Origin of the sequence: Citrobacter europaeus, from assembly GCF_037482245.1 — a bacterium.
In the GTDB taxonomy this organism is placed as follows: domain Bacteria; phylum Pseudomonadota; class Gammaproteobacteria; order Enterobacterales; family Enterobacteriaceae; genus Citrobacter; species Citrobacter europaeus.
This window is the reverse complement of sequence record NZ_CP148084.1, coordinates 4,717,034-4,737,204: the sequence shown is the minus strand read 5'-3', so window position 1 is coordinate 4,737,204 and position 20,171 is coordinate 4,717,034. Positions and strand designations below refer to the sequence as shown.

Here is a 20,171-nt window from a genome sequence, read left to right as displayed (position 1 = left end):
GTGCCCGATGGCGCTGCGCTTGTTGGGCATGGACAACATTTTTTTCAGTACCTCTAACTTCTTCCAGGCTCTCCTGTATGCCTTTCTTTACCTCTTCTGATAAAGCACTCTGGCACCTCGCCTTACCGATGATCTTTTCCAATATCACCGTTCCCCTGCTGGGACTGGTGGATACCGCTGTGATTGGTCATCTGGATAGCCCAGTCTATCTTGGCGGCGTTGCGGTTGGCGCCACGGCGACCAGTTTTCTCTTTATGTTGCTGCTTTTCCTGCGCATGAGTACCACAGGTCTTACCGCGCAGGCATTTGGCGCGAAAAATCCGCAGGCGCTGGCGCGCGCGCTGGTGCAGCCGCTAATGCTGGCGCTGGGAGCGGGGCTGCTTATCGCACTGTTTCGTACACCGATTATCGATCTGGCTCTGCATATTGTCGGGGGAAGTGAAGCGGTACTGGAGCAGGCCCGACGTTTCCTGGAAATCCGTTGGTTAAGCGCACCCGCGTCTCTGGCGAATCTGGTGCTGCTCGGCTGGCTGCTTGGCGTTCAGTATGCGCGTGCGCCGGTTATCCTGTTGATCGTCGGTAATATTCTCAACATCGTACTCGATTTATGGCTGGTGATGGGCCTGCATATGAACGTGCAGGGAGCGGCGCTGGCGACGGTGATTGCCGAATATGCCACCCTGCTGATTGGCCTGATGATGGTACGTAAAGTCCTGCATATGCGTGGCATTTCACTGGCAATGCTGAAGCAGGCGTGGCGTGGCAACTTCCGTCGTTTGTTGGCGCTCAACCGCGACATCATGCTGCGCTCGCTGCTGCTACAACTCTGTTTTGGCGCTATCACGGTGCTGGGTGCGCGTCTGGGAGGCGATATCATTGCGGTTAATGCCGTTCTGATGACCTTGCTGACTTTTACCGCCTACGCGCTGGACGGATTTGCCTATGCCGTGGAAGCGCATTCGGGTCAGGCCTATGGGGCGCGAGATGGTAGCCAGTTGCTGGATGTCTGGCGGGCGGCCTGTCGACAGTCCGGTATTGTGGCTATTTTGTTTTCGCTGGTTTATGCCCTGTTTGGCGAGCAGATTGTGGCGCTGCTGACCTCGCTGCCGCAGATCCAACTGCTGGCCGATCGCTATCTCTTCTGGCAGGTGGTTTTGCCGCTGGTGGGGGTGTGGTGTTATCTGCTCGACGGGATGTTTATTGGCGCGACGCGGGCTGCAGAAATGCGTAACAGTATGGCCGTTGCCGCAGCGGGATTCGCATTAACGCTGCTCGCTTTACCGTGGCTTGGAAATCATGGTTTGTGGCTGGCATTAAGCGTTTTCCTCACGTTGCGTGGGCTTTCACTGGCCATTATCTGGCGACGCCACTGGCGTAATGGAACCTGGTTCGCCTGAGCAGGATGGTTAAAAATTCCGAATAGTAAATAAAACCCAGAATCCCTGACTACACTTATTCTCACGTCCAGCAAAAACAGCATGTGTCTGGACATGGCACTCTCGCTATTCACAACCTAACGATGAGGACTTGATGATGAATAAAGACGAAGTCGGCGGCAACTGGAAGCAGTTTAAAGGTAAAGTGAAAGAGCAATGGGGCAAACTGACCGATGATGATATGACGGTCATTGAAGGTAAACGTGACCAACTGGTCGGTAAAGTCCAGGAGCGTTACGGTTACGCGAAAGATCAGGCGGAAAAAGAAGTTAATGATTGGGAAAAACGTAATGATTACCGCTGGTAATTAACCCCTCCCTCCTGAGAGTACAAGGATGTACGCTCTCCTCCTTATCTAGCGCCCAACTTTCTTCTTCACCTGAATCGTATGGTCATGCTGGCATTCGCCAGGATGACGGCATGACTCAACCTCCACACAGGCCGGGCACAGCCCGTGGGCTTCAATAACGTTATGCCGCAGGGCAAAGCCCATTTTTGCCGCCAGCGTATGCATGATGTCTTCCACGCCTTCCGCACACTCTTCTTTTACCACGCCACAGCGATCGCAAATGAACATTGCGGAACTGTGGGTTGGCTGATCGAACAGGTGGCAAAGCACATAGCTGTTGGTGGATTCCACCTTATGCACAAACCCTTGTTCCAGCAGAAAGTCGAGCGCACGATACACGGTCGGCGGTTTCGCCTGTGGCTCGGTTTCCCGCAGCAGGTCAAGCAGGTCATAGGCGCTAATTGCGCCTTCCTGCAGGCTCATCAGGCGCAGCACTTCGAGGCGTTGTGGCGTAAGTCGCACGTTGCGTTGCGCACAGAGTTTTTCAGCTTGAGCCAATAACTCCTGCGTAGTGGTTTTGTCCATTTGGCGCCTCGATTTGCGTGGAAGGTTAATCCCTTACTTTAACATGTTCTGCTTAAAACGCCGAGATCCACCGTGGTGTGCTATACCTGACGCATCGCAATACTGGAAAATAAACATGAAAAGACCCGATTGTATTCGCCACTGGCGAGAAGTTGAGGGGGCTGATGACGCCACTTATCCCGACAGCAATGAGTTGTTTTCGATTGGCGCGCCGCTTGCCCGCAAGCTCGGGTTAGGGCGGCTCGGTATTTATCATGAACGCCTGCCGCCGGGGCGGCGCACGTCGTACCCGCACGCTGAAAGCGATGAGGAAGAGTTTATCTATGTGCTGGAAGGATATCCTGAGGCCTGGATTAACGGTTATTTATGGAAGCTGGAACCGGGCGACAGCGTTGGTTTCCCGGCGGGCACCGGCGTGTGTCACACCTTTATCAATAACACCAGTGAAGAGGTGCGTCTGCTGGTCGTAGGTGAAGCGAATAAAAAACATAACCGCATATATTACCCGCTTAACCCTGTCTATGCGGCTACGCGCGAGGATCGCTGGGTCGACCATCCGCCGCAGTTTTTTGGCTCTCATGACGGAAAACCCGGGCGTAAATAGCGCGCGTGGGGGCTACGGAGGGATAACCGCGAGGATGTGGCTCACTATCGTAACGGTCTATGCTATAGTAGCGCCCCTTTTTTAACCGGATGCTTGAATATTCGCCATGCTGCCTGAATCTCAGTCTACCGCTTTTCCCGCTCATCGTTTTTCTATCGCGCCGATGCTCGACTGGACGGACAGACACTGTCGCTATTTTTTGCGCTTACTGTCCAGCCAGACGCTGCTCTATACGGAGATGGTAACTACCGGCGCGATCATTCATGGTAAAGGCGATTATCTGGCGTATAGCGAAGAAGAGCACCCAGTAGCATTACAATTGGGTGGGAGCGATCCGGCAGCACTGGCGCAGTGTGCGAAGCTCGCTGAACAGCGGGGCTATGACGAAATTAACCTCAACGTGGGTTGTCCTTCCGACCGCGTACAGAATGGCATGTTTGGCGCCTGTCTGATGGGGAATGCACAACTGGTCGCCGATTGCGTCAAAGCAATGCGCGACGTGGTGTCGATACCGGTTACGGTGAAAACGCGTATTGGTATTGATGATCAGGACAGCTACGAATTCCTGTGCGATTTCATCAACACGGTATCTGGCAACGGCGAATGTGAGATGTTTATTATTCACGCCCGCAAGGCCTGGCTATCCGGGTTAAGCCCGAAAGAAAACCGCGAGATCCCACCGCTGGATTACGACCGCGTTTATCAGCTAAAGCGTGATTTCCCGCATCTGACGATGTCGATTAACGGCGGCATTAAATCGCTGGAAGAAGCAAAAATTCATCTGCAACATATGGATGGCGTGATGGTGGGGCGTGAAGCTTACCAAAACCCAGGTATTCTGGCGTCCGTTGACCGTGAGATTTTTGCTGCTGCCACCGAAGATGCCGATCCGGTTGCCGTGGTGCGCGCCATGTACCCGTATATTGAGCGTGAACTGAGTAAGGGAACCTATCTGGGGCATGTGACGCGCCATATGCTGGGGCTGTTTCAGGGGATTCCAGGGGCCCGTCAGTGGCGTCGCTATCTGAGCGAAAATGCGCATAAAGCTGGGGCAGATATTAACGTTCTGGAACATGCGCTGAAGCTGGTCGCTGACAAGCGTTAAGTTTTCGCCAAAAGTTAGTTAATTTCACCACGCCCTGCACTTTGTCGCGGGGCGTTTTCTTTATAAATCAATATATTAATTTTGGCATGTTTCTTGTAAAGCTATGGAGAGTACTTCATTTCGGGAGAGAGCCATGCTGGAACTACTTTTTGTGATTGGATTTTTTATCATGCTGATGGTCACCGGCGTATCTTTGCTGGGTGTGTTGGCCGCATTGGTGGTAGCTACGGCAGTGATGTTTTTAGGCGGACTATTTGCCTTGATGATTAAACTGCTTCCCTGGCTGCTGCTGGCCGTTGCCGTGGTGTGGGTTATCAAGGCGATAAAAGCGCCAAAAGTCCCACAGTATCAGCGCAATAACCGCCGATTTTACTAAGGTATTGAGCGGTGCGTCACAACCTGCAACATTGCCTTTAGAACCAAATAGGAATTGATTATCAAATCTGTCACTATTGCCAGGTTAACGAATTCATCGAGCTGTACCCTACATACAGCCGAACTAAAAAAAGAAAGGGCTTCCTGCGGGAAGCCCTAATTCTTTCTTTCCCCGTCATAATTCAAACTCCAGGTGTGTTGGCTGCTTTCATTCACCCCAGTCACTTACTCCAGTAAGCTCCTGGGGATTCACTCAATTGCCGCCGTCCTGGAGCTTAAATTATTTAGGGGAAATGAGGGGGCTACGGGATCAGCAAACTCGATCCCTGCGTGGCGCGACTTTCCAGCACTTCATGGGCACGCTGTGCGTCGTGCAGCGCAAATGTCTGACCAGGTGCGACATCCACTTTTATTACCCCACTGGCAATCAATGAGAAAAGCTCATTACTGGCTTCGGTTAATTCGTTGTGGTTGGTGATGTAACCCTGCAGAGAGGGACGGGTCACGTATAGCGAACCTTTCTGATTCAGAATCCCTAAATTTACACCGGTCACTGGTCCGGACGCGTTGCCAAAACTGACCATCAGTCCGCGGCGCTGCAGACAATCCAACGAGGCTTCCCAGGTATCTTTCCCCACCGAGTCATACACCACCCGCACTTTTTTTCCGCCAGTTATCTCTTTCACTCGTTCAGCAATGCTTTCTTCACGATAGTTAATGACCTGCCATGCGCCGGCCTGCAGCGCAATTTGCGCTTTTTGCGCACTGCCGACGGTTCCAATCAGCTTCGCACCTAATGCTTTTGCCCACTGGCAGGCAATCATACCGACGCCGCCCGCAGCAGCATGGAACAAAAACGGTTCATCAGGCTGAATTTCATAGGTTTTACGTAACAGATAAAATACGGTAAGCCCTTTAAGAAATGAGGCGGCGGCTTGTTCAAACGAGATAGCGTTAGGCAGGATGGCGGCTTTATCAGCCGGAACGTTATGCACTGAGCTGTAGGCGCCCAGGGGGGACTGAGCGTAAACCACGCGATCGCCGGCTTTAATGTGCGTCACGTTGCTACCGACTTTGCTGACCACGCCTGCGGCTTCGGTTCCCAGACCGCTGGGCAGAGAAGGCGGTGGATAAAGACCACTGCGGATGTAGGTGTCGATATAGTTGATCCCAATCGCTTTGTTCTCGACCTGGATTTCGTTTTCCGCCGGGTCTACGGGCGTAAACTCCACAGCCTTGAGTACATCAGGGCCACCATGCTTGTGAAATTCAATACGTGTTGCCATGCTTCCTCCAAAAGAAATGTGGTAATCTTTCGACCCAATCATTATCTCGGTAACTCCATTCACTATGGCAGGAAATAAACCCTTCAACAAACAACAGACTGATGCTCGTGATCGCGATCCCCAGGTCGCCGGGCTGAAAGTACCGCCGCACTCGATTGAAGCGGAACAGTCGGTGTTGGGCGGTTTAATGCTGGATAACGAACGCTGGGACGATGTCGCCGAGCGTGTGGTGGCGGAGGATTTTTATACCCGACCGCACCGGCATATCTTCACGGAAATGCATCGCCTGCAGGAGATGGGGAAACCCATCGATCTGATCACGCTCGCTGAATCGCTGGAGGTTCAGGGGCAACTGGACAGCGTCGGCGGTTTTGCTTATCTGGCTGAGTTATCTAAAAATACGCCAAGTGCGGCGAATATTAGCGCTTATGCTGATATCGTCCGCGAACGTGCAGTTGTTCGTGACATGATTTCGGTCGCGAATGAAATCGCGGAAGCTGGGTTTGATCCACAAGGCCGTTCCAGTGAAGATCTGCTGGACCTTGCGGAATCCCGCGTCTTTAAAATTGCAGAAAGCCGCGCCAACAAAGACGAAGGCCCGAAAAATATCACCGATGTGCTCGACGCAACCGTCGCGCGTATCGAGCAGTTATTCCAGCAGCCACACGACGGCGTCACCGGGGTAAACACCGGTTATGACGACCTTAATAAAAAGACGGCTGGTTTGCAGCCGTCAGACTTAATTATTGTCGCCGCGCGTCCGTCGATGGGTAAAACGACATTTGCAATGAACCTCGTCGAAAATGCGGCGATGTTGCAGGATAAGCCGGTTCTTATCTTCAGTCTTGAAATGCCCTCAGAACAGATCATGATGCGTTCCCTGGCCTCGCTCTCACGCGTCGACCAAACCAAAATTCGTACTGGTCAACTGGATGATGAGGACTGGGCGCGAATTTCCGGAACAATGGGTATTTTGCTGGAGAAACGAAACATCTATATTGATGACTCCTCCGGCCTGACGCCAACGGAAGTGCGCTCGCGTGCTCGTCGTATCGCCCGTGAACACGGCGGCATCGGACTTATCATGATCGACTACCTGCAGCTGATGCGTGTGCCGTCGCTCTCCGACAACCGTACGCTGGAAATTGCAGAAATCTCCCGCTCGCTGAAAGCGTTAGCGAAAGAACTGCATGTGCCGGTGGTGGCGCTGTCGCAGCTTAACCGCTCTCTGGAACAGCGCGCCGACAAGCGCCCGGTTAACTCGGATCTGCGTGAGTCCGGCTCCATCGAGCAGGATGCCGACTTAATCATGTTTATTTATCGTGATGAGGTTTATCACGAAAACAGCGACCTGAAAGGGATCGCGGAAATCATTATTGGTAAGCAACGTAACGGCCCGATCGGTACGGTGCGCCTGACGTTTAACGGTCAGTGGTCGCGCTTCGATAACTATGCGGGCCCACAATACGACGACGAATAAATCTCCGTCATCCTTCATGCTGCAGATGCGTTGACTACGCCCGTTCATCCCGGTCACTTAGTTTACTGAGCTCCCGGGGATTCTCAGGCTTGTCGCCCTCCAGCAACACGAATGATTTAGAAGATTCTTTTATAAAGGAATACAAATGCAAGCGGCAACTGTAGTCATTAACCGCCGCGCTCTGCGACACAACCTGCAACGTCTGCGTGAACTGGCTCCCGCCAGCAAACTGGTTGCGGTCGTGAAAGCGAACGCCTACGGCCATGGTCTGTTAGAGACCGCGCGAACGCTCCCCGATGCGGACGCTTTTGGTGTCGCTCGTCTTGAAGAAGCCCTGCGCTTGCGAGCGGGAGGGATCACGCAGCCCATCCTGCTGCTGGAGGGATTTTTTGATGCCTCCGATCTGCCGACTATTTCCGCGCAGCGTCTGCATACTGCTGTCCATAACCAGGAGCAACTTGACGCTCTGGAAGCCGCTGAACTGGCTGAACCTGTCACCGTCTGGATGAAGCTCGACACGGGAATGCACCGCCTGGGCGTGCGTCCTGAGCAGGCCGAGGCGTTTTATCAGCGCTTAACGCAATGTGAAAACGTGCGCCAGCCGGTCAATATCGTCAGCCACTTTGCACGTGCGGACGAGCCTGAATGTGGCGCGACCGAAAAACAGCTCGATATCTTCAATAGTTTTTGCGCAGGCAAACCGGGGCAGCGTTCGATTGCCGCGTCGGGGGGGATTTTGCTGTGGCCGCAGTCTCACTTCGACTGGGCGCGTCCGGGGCTGATTCTGTATGGCGTATCGCCGTTGGAAAACCACTCTATCGGCGCCGATTTTGGCTGCCAGCCGGTGATGTCGCTGACCTCCAGCCTGATTGCGGTGCGTGAGCACAAAGCGGGCGAACCGGTTGGATACGGTGGAACCTGGCTGAGCGAGCGCGACACGCGTCTGGGCGTGGTGGCGATGGGCTATGGCGATGGTTATCCGCGCGCAGCGCCGTCCGGGACGCCAGTCCTGGTTAATGGCCGTGAGGTACCGATCGTCGGTCGCGTCGCGATGGATATGATCTGCGTCGATTTAGGCCCCGAGGCGCAGGACAAAGCGGGTGATTCGGTGATTCTGTGGGGCGAGGGCCTGCCCGTTGAACGCATTGCTGAAATGACGAAAGTAAGTGCTTACGAACTTATTACGCGCCTGACCTCAAGGGTGGCGATGAAGTATATCGATTAACAGCATGAAGTGCCGGACAGGCGGTTACGCCGCCTTCCGGCAATATTCCTCTCAACATCCTCTCGATCTTCTCCCGCTTCCGGTTTATTGTGTTCTTAACCTCTGCCTGTAAACCTGGAGAACCACACGTGTTTCAAAAAGTTGACGCCTACGCAGGCGACCCGATTTTATCGCTCATGGAGCGTTTCAAAGAAGATTCACGTAGCGACAAAGTGAACCTCAGTATCGGTCTGTATTACAACGAAGACGGCATTATTCCTCAGCTTAAAGCGGTGGCGGAAGCCGAAGCCCGACTTAATGCCAAACCGCATGGCGCTTCGCTGTATCTGCCGATGGAAGGTCTGAACACGTATCGCCATACTATTGCGCCGCTGCTGTTTGGCGCAGATCATCCGGTTCTCCAGCAGCAGCGCGTCGCAACGATTCAGACGCTGGGCGGCTCCGGCGCGCTAAAAGTTGGCGCAGACTTCCTGAAACGCTATTTCCCTGATTCTGGCGTGTGGGTCAGCGACCCGACCTGGGAAAACCACATCGCGATTTTTGAAGGCGCAGGGTTCGAAGTAGGTACTTACCCCTGGTATGACGACACGACCAACGGTGTGCGTTTCAACGACCTGCTGACCACGCTGAATACCTTACCGGCGCGCAGCATCGTACTGCTGCATCCGTGCTGCCATAACCCGACGGGGGCGGATTTAACTCCCGCGCAGTGGGATGGCGTCATAGAGATCCTGAAAGCACGCGATCTGATCCCATTCCTGGATATTGCTTACCAGGGTTTCGGCGGTGGAATGGAAGACGATGCCTATGCGATCCGCGCCATTGCCAGTGCCGGATTGCCTGCTCTGGTCAGCAACTCATTCTCGAAGATTTTCTCTTTGTACGGCGAGCGTGTCGGCGGACTGTCAGTAGTATGTGAAGACGCTGATGCCGCCAGCCGCGTTTTAGGGCAGCTAAAAGCGACGGTGCGCCGTAACTACTCCAGCCCGCCAAACTTTGGTGCGCAGGTGGTTGCCGCGGTGTTGGGGGATGACGCGCTGAAAGCTAACTGGCTGGCGGAAGTCGAAGAGATGCGTACCCGCATTCTGGCGATGCGCCAGGAGCTGGTTAAGGTATTAAATGCGGAGATCCCTGGTCGCAACTTTGATTACCTGCTGCAACAACGCGGAATGTTCAGCTATACCGGGCTTAGCGCCGCTCAGGTCGATCGCCTGCGCGATGAGTTCGGTGTGTACCTGATAGCCAGCGGTCGTATGTGCGTGGCCGGGCTGAATCACGGTAACGTGCAGCGCGTGGCGAAGGCATTTGCCGCCGTCATGTAATTGGCTTTGTGTGTTGCCGGATGGCGGCGTGAACGCCTTATCCGGCCTACAAATGGATATGGATTTTCGTTTGTAGGCCGATAAGTGTAGTGCCATCAGGCGCACTTTCCTGTGTGATCGTGCTCCTTTTCCAGGACAAAACCAGAGAAAATCCTTCCTTTCCCTTCCCCTAAGGGGTAAGGTCAGATAGTTTTTTGACCAGTTGTTAATAAAAAAATGATAACTAACTGACTACTTAGGGAAAAATATGCGCAAGTTTACGTTGGCACTGAGTGCCGTTTGTTTATTGTTCACGCTAAATCAGCCAGCCCAGGCGTTAGTTTCCTCTCCCTCTCAGCTTAATCCAGGCACCAACGTTGCAAAACTCGCTGAGCAGGCACCCATTCACTGGGTCTCCGTGGCACAAATTGAAAACAGTCTGACCGGACGCCCGCCGATGGCCGTCGGGTTTGATATTGATGACACCGTCCTCTTTTCCAGCCCTGGCTTCTGGCGCGGTAAAAAAACGTATTCACCGGATAGTGAGGATTACCTGAAGAATCCGGCTTTCTGGGAAAAAATGAACAATGGCTGGGACGAATTCAGCATTCCAAAAGAGGTCGCTCGTCAGCTGATTGATATGCACGTGCGTCGCGGCGACAGCATTTTTTTCGTAACCGGGCGTAGCCAGACGAAAACGGAAACCGTGTCGAAAACGCTGTCCGATAACTTTCACATCCCGGCTGGTAATATGAATCCAGTCATTTTCGCCGGTGATAAGCCGGGTCAGAACACCAAAACGCAGTGGCTACAGGATAAAAATGTCCGCATGTTCTACGGTGACTCTGATAATGACATCACCGCCGCTCGCGACGTAGGTATTCGCGGTATTCGTATTTTGCGCGCCTCTAATTCCACGTATAAACCGCTGCCGCAGGCCGGTGCGTTTGGTGAAGAGGTGATCGTCAACTCGGAGTACTGAGACCATCGATTGCTGGTTTTTTAAACAAATTTACGTTCACGGCTTTTACCTTTTGCGGACTTGCTGCACACTGAATAAAAGATGTTCTCATTAGGCAATATGCTGGTAAGGGGAATAAAGATGACGAATTCGGAGTTGCTGCAATACTGCATGGCAAAAACGGGCGCGGAGCAGAGCGTTCACAGTGACTGGAAGGCCACCCAGATCAAAGTCGAAGATGTGCTCTTTGCCATGGTAAAAGAGGTGGAAGAACGCCCTGCGGTGTCTCTGAAAACCAGCCCTGAGCTGGCAGAGTTGTTACGTCAGCAGCATAGCGATGTACGACCAAGCCGACATCTCAATAAAGCGCACTGGAGTACGGTGTATCTGGATGGCTCGCTGCCGGATTCGCAAATCTACTATCTGGTAGACGCCTCCTATCAGCAGGCCGTCAACACGCTGCCGGAAGATAAACGCCGGATACTGGCGCAGCCCTGATCCGTTTCGCCGGATGCGGCGCAAGCGCCTTATCCGGCCTACAAGCAATTATGCATATTCTGTAGGCCAGACAAGTGTTGCGCAATTACAACAACGGTTTGAGGAAGCGTGCCGTGTGTGAGGCTTCACACTCAGCGACCGTTTCTGGCGTACCGGAGACGAGAATTTCTCCACCGCCGCTTCCGCCTTCCGGACCAAGATCGACAATCCAGTCTGCGGTCTTAATCACGTCCAGATTGTGCTCAATCACCACGATGGTGTTGCCCTGATCCCGGAGCTGGTGCAGCACGTCCAGTAGTTGCTGAATATCCGCAAAATGCAGACCGGTGGTCGGTTCGTCGAGAATATACAGCGTTTGCCCGGTACCGCGTTTGGAGAGCTCGCGCGCCAGCTTCACGCGCTGCGCCTCACCGCCTGAGAGCGTGGTAGCGGACTGACCCAGTCGAATGTACGTCAGGCCAACGTCCATCAGCGTTTGCAGCTTACGCGCCAGCGCCGGAACGGCATCGAAGAACTCACGCGCTTCTTCAATCGTCATATCCAGCACTTCGTGGATGGTCTTGCCCTTGTACTTAATCTCCAGCGTTTCGCGGTTATAGCGCTTGCCTTTGCACTGATCGCACGGCACATAGATATCCGGCAGAAAGTGCATTTCGACTTTGATCACCCCGTCGCCCTGACAGGCTTCACAGCGTCCGCCGCGAACGTTAAAGCTGAAACGACCCGGCGTATAACCGCGCGCACGCGACTCCGGGACACCGGCAAACAGTTCGCGCACTGGCGTAAACACACCGGTGTAGGTCGCCGGGTTAGAGCGCGGCGTACGGCCAATCGGGCTTTGGTCAATGTCGATCACTTTGTCGAAATGTTCCAGACCCTGAACGTCGCGATATGGCGCAGGTTCAGCCAGCGTAGCGCCGTTCAGCGCTGTCTGCGCAATCGGGAACAGTGTGTCGTTAATCAGCGTCGATTTACCCGAACCGGAAACCCCGGTAATGCAGGTAAATAAACCAACCGGCAGCGTCAGGGTGACATCTTTCAGGTTGTTGCCGCGCGCGCCGGTGAGCTTCAGCACTTTTTCCGGATCGGCTGCCACGCGCTGTTTCGGTACTTCAATTTTGCGCTTACCGCTCATGTACTGGCCGGTCAGCGACTCAGGCACCGCCATGATATCTTTCAGCGTACCTTCGGCAACCACCTGGCCGCCGTGAACGCCAGCACCGGGACCGATATCGATAACGTGGTCAGCGGCGCGAATCGCGTCTTCATCGTGCTCGACCACAATAACCGTATTACCCAGATTACGCAGGTGGATAAGCGTACCCAGCAGACGTTCGTTATCGCGCTGATGCAGACCAATAGACGGCTCATCCAGTACGTACATTACGCCGACCAGACCTGCGCCGATCTGGCTTGCCAGACGAATTCGCTGGGCTTCGCCGCCGGAGAGCGTTTCCGCTGAACGCGACAGCGTCAGGTAGTTGAGGCCGACGTTGACCAGGAATTTCAGACGATCGCCAATCTCTTTAAGAATTTTTTCTGCAATTTTCGCCCGCTGACCCGCAAGCTTCAGATTGTTGAAGAAATCCATCGCATGACCGATGCTCATGTCGGAAATCGCGGGCAGCGGCGTATTTTCAACAAATACGTGGCGGGCTTCCCGGCGTAAACGCGTCCCTTCACAGCTGGCGCATGGTCGGTTGCTGATGAATTTGGCGAGTTCTTCACGTACCGCGCTGGACTCCGTCTCTTTATAACGACGCTCCATGTTGTGCAATACGCCTTCAAACGGATGGCGACGTACGGATGTATCGCCGCGATCGTTCATATATTTAAATTCGATATTCTCTTTACCGGAACCGTACAGCACCACTTTATGCACGGCAGGGTTGAGGCTGGCCCATGGGGCTTCGACGTCGAACTTATAGTGTTCCGCCAGTGACTTAAGCATCTGGAAGTAATAGAAGTTACGACGATCCCAGCCGCGGATAGCACCGCCGGCCAGCGACAGTTCCGGATTTTGGATCACCCGGTCAGGATCGAAATACTGCTGCACGCCGAGACCGTCACAGGTCGGGCATGCGCCAGCCGGGTTATTAAACGAGAACAGACGAGGTTCCAGTTCGCGCATGCTGTAGCCGCAGATCGGGCAGGCGAAGTTGGCGGAGAACAGCAGTTCTTCCGCTTTTGGATCGTCCATATCGGCGACCACCGCCGTACCTCCGGACAGTTCCAGCGCGGTTTCAAAGGATTCCGCCAGGCGCTGGGTGAGATCGTCGCGTACTTTAAAGCGGTCAATCACCACTTCAATCGTGTGTTTCTTTTGCAACTCAAGCTTGGGCGGATCGGAAAGGTCGCACACTTCACCATCGATACGGGCGCGGATATAGCCCTGGCCTGCCAGGTTTTCCAGCGTTTTGGTGTGCTCCCCTTTACGCTCTTTAATTACCGGCGCCAGTAGCATCAGACGCTTGCCTTCCGGCTGCGACAGGACGTTGTCCACCATCTGGCTAACGGTTTGCGCCGCCAGGGGGACGTCGTGATCCGGGCAGCGCGGCTCGCCAACGCGGGCAAACAGCAGGCGCAGATAGTCGTGAATTTCGGTAATGGTACCTACCGTGGATCGCGGGTTGTGGGACGTCGATTTTTGTTCAATTGAGATGGCGGGAGACAGCCCCTCAATGTGGTCGACATCCGGCTTTTCCATCAGCGACAGAAACTGACGCGCGTACGCGGAAAGGGATTCAACGTAACGACGCTGCCCTTCGGCATACAAGGTGTCGAAAGCGAGCGAAGATTTGCCTGAGCCCGAAAGCCCGGTGACGACAATCAGCTTGTCGCGCGGGATGACGAGGTTGATGTTTTTGAGATTATGGGTGCGGGCGCCCCGAACTTCGATCTTATCCATTCATCTTTCCCGGATTAAACGCTTTTTTGCCTGGCTGCATGGTGCTACCGGCGATCACAAACGGTTAATTATGACACAACCTGACCTGAATGGATATACAGTATTGGAATGCAAAACGCAGATGCCTGTGCAACAATGTCCGTCCGGGGTTGTTTACTGGAATCGATCTCGCAACGTAGTAAAAGCGCTATTGGAAATGCTACAATCCCGCGCTTACACTTATTCAGTAACGTTTTTCAGGAGACACGATCATGGCCAGCAGAGGCGTAAACAAGGTGATTCTCGTCGGTAATCTGGGCCAGGACCCGGAAGTACGCTATATGCCGAATGGTGGCGCAGTCGCCAACATTACGCTGGCTACTTCCGAATCCTGGCGTGATAAAGCGACCGGCGAAATGAAAGAGCAGACTGAATGGCACCGTGTTGTGCTGTTTGGCAAACTGGCTGAAGTGGCCAGCGAATATCTGCGTAAAGGTTCCCAGGTCTATATCGAAGGTCAGCTGCGTACCCGCAAATGGACCGACCAATCCGGCGTAGAAAAGTACACCACTGAAGTTGTGGTGAACGTTGGCGGCACCATGCAAATGCTGGGTGGTCGTCAGGGTGGTGGTGCTCCGGCAGGTGGCGGCCAGCAGCAGGGTGGTTGGGGTCAGCCTCAGCAGCCTCAGGGCGGCAATCAGTTCAGCGGCGGCGCGCAGTCTCGTCCGCAGCAGTCAGCTCCGGCGGCGCCTTCTAACGAGCCACCGATGGATTTCGACGACGATATTCCGTTCTAATCCCTCTGCATTTCGCTGACAATTATGGCTACCTCAGGATTGGGGTAGCCATATGCAATTCCGTTATTAGTTCAACACCATCGGCCAGTCTGGCGGTGTATGGCTCATCACTTCAACCATCACGGTTTCAATGTTCTTCCAGATTGCGGACATATCCACCAGGGTTATGCCGAGTAATCCGGTTGCAAACCAGCAGGCAAAAACCAGCCCTAAACCGCTGCTAATGACGGCCAGGCCAATATAATCTGATTTACGAAAACGGATATTGAGCGTACTGGCTAAAAACATCAGCACCGCGCTGAGTAATTGCCACCGCAGTAGAACCACACCAGTTGTTATCGTTGCCATGAAAAACGTCCTCAGAAAGTCTGGATGCCCAGGACAGCGCGGGGGTGTTCACCGAGGGTGTAGTACTCTGGCTATCGACGGGCAATAACATGAATGAAACATTGTTTCTGTTACATAATTTTTGTGAACTATATCACATATGCTCGTTTGTTCACCAGTACTGGACGTGATTTTTGCAGGATGAAAACCCTGTTTACTGTGTGGTTATATTCAACCAGGTAATGATACTAAATAACCAATCTTAAAGGTGCATTTACATTACCTGTTTAATTTATCCTAAATTAATCGTTAAAAAAATTTAATGAATTTCTTAAATCTTACCAGGATAATGCTCATAAAAAATTACTCCTTGGGGATAATAACGTTATGAAATAAGCATAACTTTAAGTTTGCCTTACGGAAAAATAATATCATCATCAACTATTATCAGACTTTTACATAGAGAAGTCTGTTGCTAATACTGATAGATTCATGCAACTTAATCAGTCGGTGTTTATTGCATCTTGCCTTAATGGGTTCTGGCATATACGAAACAGGGAAATTGGGCTGACATGAATCACAGTGCGCGTCGCAAGATGCTGAAGTTCCTGGGAACATTCATGGTGGTATTGCTCCCCGTGGTACTGGCGTTATGGTTTGCTCAAATCAGGGCAATGTCCGAAACCCGTAATCAACTTCGTTCTTTTGCTCAACTGGTGTTAAATAAAACTGAACTGGTGATCCAACAAGCCGATTTAGCGCGTGATATGGCCCAGTTGTATCAGGGTAAGATGTGTACCCCGGCACATCAGAAAAATATGCTAAATATTATTCGTGGCCGTTTATATATCAGCGAGCTAATTTATGCGCAGGGCGATCATTTTTTGTGCTCTACGTCGATGGTGCCGCCTGTCACCTATATTATGCCGACCGCCGACTATAAACGTACGCCGGACGTCTCCATCTATTACTATCGCGATACCCCCTTTTTCGCTGGCTACCGAATGACGTATATGCAACGCGGAAACTACGTTGTCGTCATCAACCCATTATCATACAGCGAAGTCATGTCAGAGGATCCGGATCTGTCCTGGGGCGTGTACGACACGGTAACGGATACCTTTTTCTCTACCAGTGAAGGGGCGCATATTGCGCAATTACTGCCGTTGGTGCGCGGTGAAGCCTCTACCTTCCAACTGGACGATCGCTTCTATACCATCGTGCATTCAGAAAAACGTCCGATTGCGATTATTGCCTCGACCTCAGATAAACGCATAAATTCGATTTTCTATCACGAGGCTGCAGTAACGATTCCTTTCGGGGTCATCTGCAGCATCCTGATGCTGTTAATATGGTGGCGCACGCGCCAGGAATACTTATCTCCTCGCCGCTTGTTAAAACGCGCAATCAAAAAACGTCAACTGCGTCTGCACTACCAGCCGATCATTGATATCAAAAACGGTCAGTGCGTTGGGGCTGAGGCTCTGCTGCGCTGGCCTGGCGGTAATGGTGAAGTGATGAGCCCGACCGAGTTTATTCCGCTGGCTGAACAAGAGGGAATGATTGAGCGGATCACGGATTATGTAGTTGAAGAGGTGTTCAACGATTTAGGATACTTTCTTGCCGCGCATCCTCAACTTTATATCTCGATAAATCTCTCGGCTTCTGACTTTCATTCATCCCGACTCATTGCCCTGATTACCGACAAAAACCGTGAGTACTCTGTGGCGCCCCGGCAAATTAAAGTCGAGGTAACGGAGCGCGGATTTATTGATATAGATAAAATGACCCCGGTAATCCAGGCGTTTCGCCAGGCCGGTTATGAAGTGGCGTTTGATGATTTTGGCACGGGATATTCCAATCTACATAATTTATCCGCGTTGAATATCGATATCCTGAAGATCGACAAATCGTTTATTAGCACACTGTCCACTAACAGCACCAGTCACCTGATTGCCGAACATATCATCGAAATGGCGCAAAGCTTACATCTGAAGATGATTGCGGAAGGGGTAGAGACGAGTGAGCAAATCGAGTGGCTGCGCGAACACGGCGTACAGTATTGTCAGGGCTGGTATTTCGCGAAAGCACTGCCGTCGCAGGAGTTCATGCAGTGGATACAACGGTCGCCCGCTATACTGACGCAGAGCGGGCAATAATCTTACAGGCGATGGCGGTAATCGCTGGGGGTACGATCAAACTCGCGGCGAAACACGCGCGAGAAGGTTTGTTGCGATACATAACCAAGATCCATCGCGATATCGAAAATAGGTCGCTCAGTCGTTCGCAGTTCAACAGCGGCCAGTAAAAGTCGACGCTGACGGATGTAGTCACCCAACGTCTGGCGCATCACCGTGCGGAACATTCTCTGTAAATACCACTTCGAGTAACCTGATTTTTTCGCCACCGCCTCAATGTTCAGCGGCTGATCGATATGGTCGTCAATCCATTCAATAAGGGTCTGAATAATCTGCTGATGGGACATAGGGCTGCCTCTTTCTCAGTATTCGATTCGTCGTTTTGTCTGCGGGCGAGTATAATTCCTCAAGTTAACTTGAGGTAAAGCGATTTATGGAAAAGAAATTACCCCGGATAAAAGCGCTCCTCACGCCAGGTGAAGTCGCCAGGCGTAGCGGCGTGGCGGTATCAACCCTGCATTTCTATGAAAGCAAAGGGTTAATCAGCAGTATGCGCAACAGCGGCAATCAGCGCCGATATAAACGTGATGTGTTGCGTTATGTGGCGATTATCAAGATTGCTCAACGCATCGGGATCCCTCTGGCCACGATCGGTGACGCGCTCGGCGTATTACCTGAAGGACATTCACTCAGTGCCAAAGAGTGGAAACAACTCTCTTCGCAATGGCGTGAAGAGTTGGACCGACGTATTCATACTTTGGTGGCACTACGCGATGAGCTGGATGGGTGTATTGGTTGCGGTTGTTTGTCACGCAGTGATTGCCCGTTGCGTAACCCAGGCGATCAGCTTGGCGAGCAGGGGACCGGGGCGCGCCTGCTGGAAGATGATTGATTGGTTCAAAAATGTGCCGGGTATAAAACTAAAGCGCCACAGAGGGCGCTTTAGTTTGGTTCCGGTCTTTGTCTTTCACTCTATCCCGCTGGTTCACGGGAGGGTTTCCCCCGACATCAACACCCCTCGGTCGAGCACATTAGGGGAGGTTCCGGCCTGTGTTGATAATGTAAGTGTAAGCCACCTCTCTCCATTTGCCAGTGAAATGCTGTTTTTTTAGCCAAAAAATTTTCCGCATCTTCACCGATTTTCTTGCGCAAGTTTGCGCGAAAAAGGAACTCCGATGTTGTAATAACTCCGCGAAATTTGTTGCCAGATTGCGCATTGACGATAACGTTTGCGCATCGACTGATTATTTATTGCGCGTTATAAGAAGAAATGAGTAAAAAGCGGCAAAGTTCAGTTGAAAACCAGCGTATGATCGCTGGATAATCGTTTGCTTTTTTTTACCACCCGTTTTTTATGCGCGGAGCTAAACGTTTGCTTTTTTGCGACACCCCTATTGACGCAAACCTGGCACATGGAGAAAACGTTTAGCAGGCAGTGGATTGTCCAGCACGCATAATGACGAAAAAATAAACTCTCAGGGGATGTTTTCTATGTCTACGCCTTCAGCGCGTACCGGCGGTTCACTCGACGCCTGGTTTAAAATTTCGCTTCGCGGCAGTACCGTTCGTCAGGAAGTCGTTGCCGGATTAACGACGTTCCTGGCCATGGTTTACTCCGTTATCGTGGTTCCGGGGATGCTGGGTAAAGCCGGATTCCCGCCTGCCGCCGTATTTGTGGCGACCTGTCTGGTCGCGGGCGTCGGTTCTATTGTGATGGGCCTGTGGGCAAACCTGCCGCTGGCAATTGGCTGTGCCATTTCTCTGACGGCGTTTACCGCATTCAGCCTGGTGCTGGGGCAGCATATCAGCGTGCCCGTTGCGCTGGGCGCAGTGTTCCTGATGGGTGTCCTGTTTACCATTATTTCCGCGACCGGTATTCGTAGCTGGATCCTGCGCAATCTGCCGCAAGGTGTTGCGCACGGTACGGGGATTGGTATCGGCCTGTTCCTGCTGCTGATTGCGGCAAACGGTGTTGGTCTGGTGATTAAGAACCCGCTGGACGGCCTGCCGGTTGCGCTGGGCGACTTCGATACCTTCCCGGTGATTATGTCGCTGATTGGTCTGGCGGTGATTATTGGTCTCGAAAAACTGAAAGTGCCGGGCGGCATTCTGCTGACCATTATCGGTATTTCCATCGTCGGCCTGATTTTTGACCCAGCCGTGCATTTCTCCGGTATTTTTGCCATGCCGTCGCTGAGCGACGAGAACGGCAACTCGCTGATTGGCAGCCTGGATATTATGGGCGCACTGAACCCGATCGTACTGCCGAGCGTGCTGGCGCTGGTCATGACTGCTGTCTTCGATGCGACCGGAACCATCCGCGCGGTGGCTGGACAGGCGAACCTGCTTGATAAAGACGGACAGATTATTGATGGCGGCAAAGCGCTGACCACCGACTCACTGAGCAGCGTGTTCTCTGGTCTGGTGGGCGCTGCACCGGCTGCGGTTTATATTGAATCCGCAGCGGGTACGGCGGCAGGCGGTAAAACCGGCCTGACGGCGATCACCGTTGGCGTACTGTTCCTGCTGATCCTGTTCCTTTCTCCGCTCTCTTATCTTGTACCTGTGTACGCAACGGCGCCTGCGCTGATGTATGTGGGTCTGTTGATGCTGAGCAACGTCGCGAAAATCGACTTTGCTGACTTTGTTGACGCTATGGCTGGACTGGTAACGGCCGTATTTATCGTGCTGACTTGTAACATCGTTACCGGCATTATGATTGGCTTTGCTACCCTGGTGATTGGCCGTATCGTCTCTGGCGAATGGCGCAAACTGAACATCGGCACTGTGGTCATCGCCATCGCGCTGGTGGCCTTCTACGCAGGTGGTTGGGCTATCTGATCCTCATCCGTTGAAGATCCTTAAAACGGGTGGCTT

Annotated in this window: 19 protein-coding genes; 14 read left to right on the top strand and 5 right to left on the bottom strand. The window is 52.7% G+C overall.

Annotated elements, in window-relative coordinates:
• Positions 1-77: 77 nt before the first annotated feature.
• Together dinF and WHR59_RS22185 are read left to right on the top strand one after the other, a co-directional pair.
• Positions 78-1,397: an MATE family efflux transporter DinF gene (gene dinF / locus WHR59_RS22190; protein WP_043018077.1), complete on the top strand. Its 1,320-nt coding sequence runs from the start codon at positions 78-80 to the stop codon at positions 1,395-1,397.
• Positions 1,398-1,533: 136 nt separating this feature from the next.
• A complete protein-coding gene (locus WHR59_RS22185; protein ID WP_003031706.1) occupies positions 1,534-1,743 on the top strand; it encodes a CsbD family protein in 210 nt (69 codons plus the stop codon).
• 48 nt (positions 1,744-1,791) lie between these two features.
• Here the strand turns inward: WHR59_RS22185 and zur are convergent, their stop codons facing one another.
• On the bottom strand, positions 1,792-2,310 hold the full coding sequence (gene zur, locus WHR59_RS22180) for a zinc uptake transcriptional repressor Zur (RefSeq protein ID WP_003031709.1): 519 nt from the start codon (positions 2,308-2,310) through the stop codon (positions 1,792-1,794).
• Positions 2,311-2,425: 115 nt separating this feature from the next.
• On the opposite strand from zur, the gene WHR59_RS22175 reads away from it, so the two are divergent.
• From WHR59_RS22175 to pspG, 3 genes are all read left to right on the top strand, one after another.
• A complete protein-coding gene (locus tag WHR59_RS22175) occupies positions 2,426-2,914 on the top strand; it encodes a cupin domain-containing protein (RefSeq protein WP_338843464.1) in 489 nt (162 codons plus the stop codon).
• 106 nt (positions 2,915-3,020) lie between these two features.
• Positions 3,021-4,019, top strand: coding sequence for a tRNA dihydrouridine(20/20a) synthase DusA (gene dusA / locus WHR59_RS22170; protein WP_003841361.1), 999 nt, complete (start codon positions 3,021-3,023; stop codon positions 4,017-4,019).
• 133 nt (positions 4,020-4,152) lie between these two features.
• Positions 4,153-4,395 (top strand): envelope stress response protein PspG, encoded by a 243-nt coding sequence (pspG, locus tag WHR59_RS22165; protein WP_003031713.1) that lies wholly within the window; start codon positions 4,153-4,155, stop codon positions 4,393-4,395.
• 301 nt (positions 4,396-4,696) lie between these two features.
• Here the strand turns inward: pspG and WHR59_RS22160 are convergent, their stop codons facing one another.
• A complete protein-coding gene (locus WHR59_RS22160; RefSeq protein WP_043018510.1) occupies positions 4,697-5,680 on the bottom strand; it encodes a quinone oxidoreductase in 984 nt (327 codons plus the stop codon).
• 64 nt (positions 5,681-5,744) lie between these two features.
• On the opposite strand from WHR59_RS22160, the gene dnaB reads away from it, so the two are divergent.
• The 5 genes from dnaB to WHR59_RS22135 all read left to right on the top strand — a co-directional run bounded on the left by dnaB (position 5,745) and on the right by WHR59_RS22135 (position 11,145).
• Entirely contained in the window at positions 5,745-7,160 is a 1,416-nt protein-coding gene (gene dnaB / locus WHR59_RS22155) for a replicative DNA helicase (protein ID WP_087051804.1), read from the top strand.
• A gap of 145 nt (positions 7,161-7,305) precedes the next feature.
• Positions 7,306-8,385 (top strand): alanine racemase, encoded by a 1,080-nt coding sequence (alr, locus tag WHR59_RS22150; RefSeq protein ID WP_047407206.1) that lies wholly within the window; start codon positions 7,306-7,308, stop codon positions 8,383-8,385.
• A gap of 128 nt (positions 8,386-8,513) precedes the next feature.
• A complete protein-coding gene (tyrB, locus tag WHR59_RS22145; protein WP_075145349.1) occupies positions 8,514-9,707 on the top strand; it encodes an aromatic amino acid transaminase in 1,194 nt (397 codons plus the stop codon).
• 247 nt (positions 9,708-9,954) lie between these two features.
• Positions 9,955-10,668, top strand: coding sequence for an acid phosphatase AphA (gene aphA, locus WHR59_RS22140; RefSeq protein WP_043018082.1), 714 nt, complete (start codon positions 9,955-9,957; stop codon positions 10,666-10,668).
• A gap of 120 nt (positions 10,669-10,788) precedes the next feature.
• A complete protein-coding gene (locus tag WHR59_RS22135; protein WP_006688292.1) occupies positions 10,789-11,145 on the top strand; it encodes an MmcQ/YjbR family DNA-binding protein in 357 nt (118 codons plus the stop codon).
• A gap of 85 nt (positions 11,146-11,230) precedes the next feature.
• Here WHR59_RS22135 and uvrA read toward each other — a convergent pair whose 3' ends face one another.
• Positions 11,231-14,053, bottom strand: coding sequence for an excinuclease ABC subunit UvrA (uvrA, locus tag WHR59_RS22130; RefSeq protein ID WP_016155358.1), 2,823 nt, complete (start codon positions 14,051-14,053; stop codon positions 11,231-11,233).
• 251 nt (positions 14,054-14,304) lie between these two features.
• On the opposite strand from uvrA, the gene ssb1 reads away from it, so the two are divergent.
• A complete protein-coding gene (gene ssb1, locus WHR59_RS22125) occupies positions 14,305-14,829 on the top strand; it encodes a single-stranded DNA-binding protein SSB1 (protein WP_003826621.1) in 525 nt (174 codons plus the stop codon).
• A 66-nt stretch (positions 14,830-14,895) separates the two neighbouring features.
• Here ssb1 and WHR59_RS22120 read toward each other — a convergent pair whose 3' ends face one another.
• A complete protein-coding gene (locus WHR59_RS22120; protein WP_016155360.1) occupies positions 14,896-15,177 on the bottom strand; it encodes a YjcB family protein in 282 nt (93 codons plus the stop codon).
• Between the two features lie 551 nt (positions 15,178-15,728).
• Here WHR59_RS22120 and WHR59_RS22115 point away from each other — a divergent pair.
• Entirely contained in the window at positions 15,729-17,315 is a 1,587-nt protein-coding gene (locus WHR59_RS22115) for an EAL domain-containing protein (RefSeq protein WP_181230889.1), read from the top strand.
• A gap of 2 nt (positions 17,316-17,317) precedes the next feature.
• On the opposite strand, the gene soxS is transcribed toward WHR59_RS22115, so the two are convergent.
• A complete protein-coding gene (gene soxS / locus WHR59_RS22110; RefSeq protein WP_016155362.1) occupies positions 17,318-17,641 on the bottom strand; it encodes a superoxide response transcriptional regulator SoxS in 324 nt (107 codons plus the stop codon).
• 86 nt (positions 17,642-17,727) lie between these two features.
• Between soxS and soxR the strand changes: the two genes are divergently transcribed.
• Positions 17,728-18,186: a redox-sensitive transcriptional activator SoxR gene (gene soxR, locus WHR59_RS22105; protein WP_043018085.1), complete on the top strand. Its 459-nt coding sequence runs from the start codon at positions 17,728-17,730 to the stop codon at positions 18,184-18,186.
• A gap of 599 nt (positions 18,187-18,785) precedes the next feature.
• Positions 18,786-20,135 carry a guanine/hypoxanthine transporter GhxP gene (ghxP, locus tag WHR59_RS22100; protein WP_043018086.1) on the top strand — a complete coding sequence of 450 codons (1,350 nt, stop codon included), beginning with the start codon at positions 18,786-18,788 and terminating at the stop codon, positions 20,133-20,135.
• Positions 20,136-20,171 lie beyond the last annotated feature (36 nt).

Coding starts and splice junctions, on each gene's coding strand:
- dinF (WP_043018077.1), top strand. CDS start 78: ATGCCTTTCTTTACCTCTTCTGATAAAGCACTCTGGCACCTCGCCTTA.
- WHR59_RS22185 (WP_003031706.1), top strand. CDS start 1,534: ATGAATAAAGACGAAGTCGGCGGCAACTGGAAGCAGTTTAAAGGTAAA.
- zur (WP_003031709.1), bottom strand. CDS start 2,310: ATGGACAAAACCACTACGCAGGAGTTATTGGCTCAAGCTGAAAAACTC.
- WHR59_RS22175 (WP_338843464.1), top strand. CDS start 2,426: ATGAAAAGACCCGATTGTATTCGCCACTGGCGAGAAGTTGAGGGGGCT.
- dusA (WP_003841361.1), top strand. CDS start 3,021: ATGCTGCCTGAATCTCAGTCTACCGCTTTTCCCGCTCATCGTTTTTCT.
- pspG (WP_003031713.1), top strand. CDS start 4,153: ATGCTGGAACTACTTTTTGTGATTGGATTTTTTATCATGCTGATGGTC.
- WHR59_RS22160 (WP_043018510.1), bottom strand. CDS start 5,680: ATGGCAACACGTATTGAATTTCACAAGCATGGTGGCCCTGATGTACTC.
- dnaB (WP_087051804.1), top strand. CDS start 5,745: ATGGCAGGAAATAAACCCTTCAACAAACAACAGACTGATGCTCGTGAT.
- alr (WP_047407206.1), top strand. CDS start 7,306: ATGCAAGCGGCAACTGTAGTCATTAACCGCCGCGCTCTGCGACACAAC.
- aphA (WP_043018082.1), top strand. CDS start 9,955: ATGCGCAAGTTTACGTTGGCACTGAGTGCCGTTTGTTTATTGTTCACG.
- WHR59_RS22135 (WP_006688292.1), top strand. CDS start 10,789: ATGACGAATTCGGAGTTGCTGCAATACTGCATGGCAAAAACGGGCGCG.
- uvrA (WP_016155358.1), bottom strand. CDS start 14,053: ATGGATAAGATCGAAGTTCGGGGCGCCCGCACCCATAATCTCAAAAAC.
- ssb1 (WP_003826621.1), top strand. CDS start 14,305: ATGGCCAGCAGAGGCGTAAACAAGGTGATTCTCGTCGGTAATCTGGGC.
- WHR59_RS22120 (WP_016155360.1), bottom strand. CDS start 15,177: ATGGCAACGATAACAACTGGTGTGGTTCTACTGCGGTGGCAATTACTC.
- WHR59_RS22115 (WP_181230889.1), top strand. CDS start 15,729: ATGAATCACAGTGCGCGTCGCAAGATGCTGAAGTTCCTGGGAACATTC.
- soxS (WP_016155362.1), bottom strand. CDS start 17,641: ATGTCCCATCAGCAGATTATTCAGACCCTTATTGAATGGATTGACGAC.
- soxR (WP_043018085.1), top strand. CDS start 17,728: ATGGAAAAGAAATTACCCCGGATAAAAGCGCTCCTCACGCCAGGTGAA.
- ghxP (WP_043018086.1), top strand. CDS start 18,786: ATGTCTACGCCTTCAGCGCGTACCGGCGGTTCACTCGACGCCTGGTTT.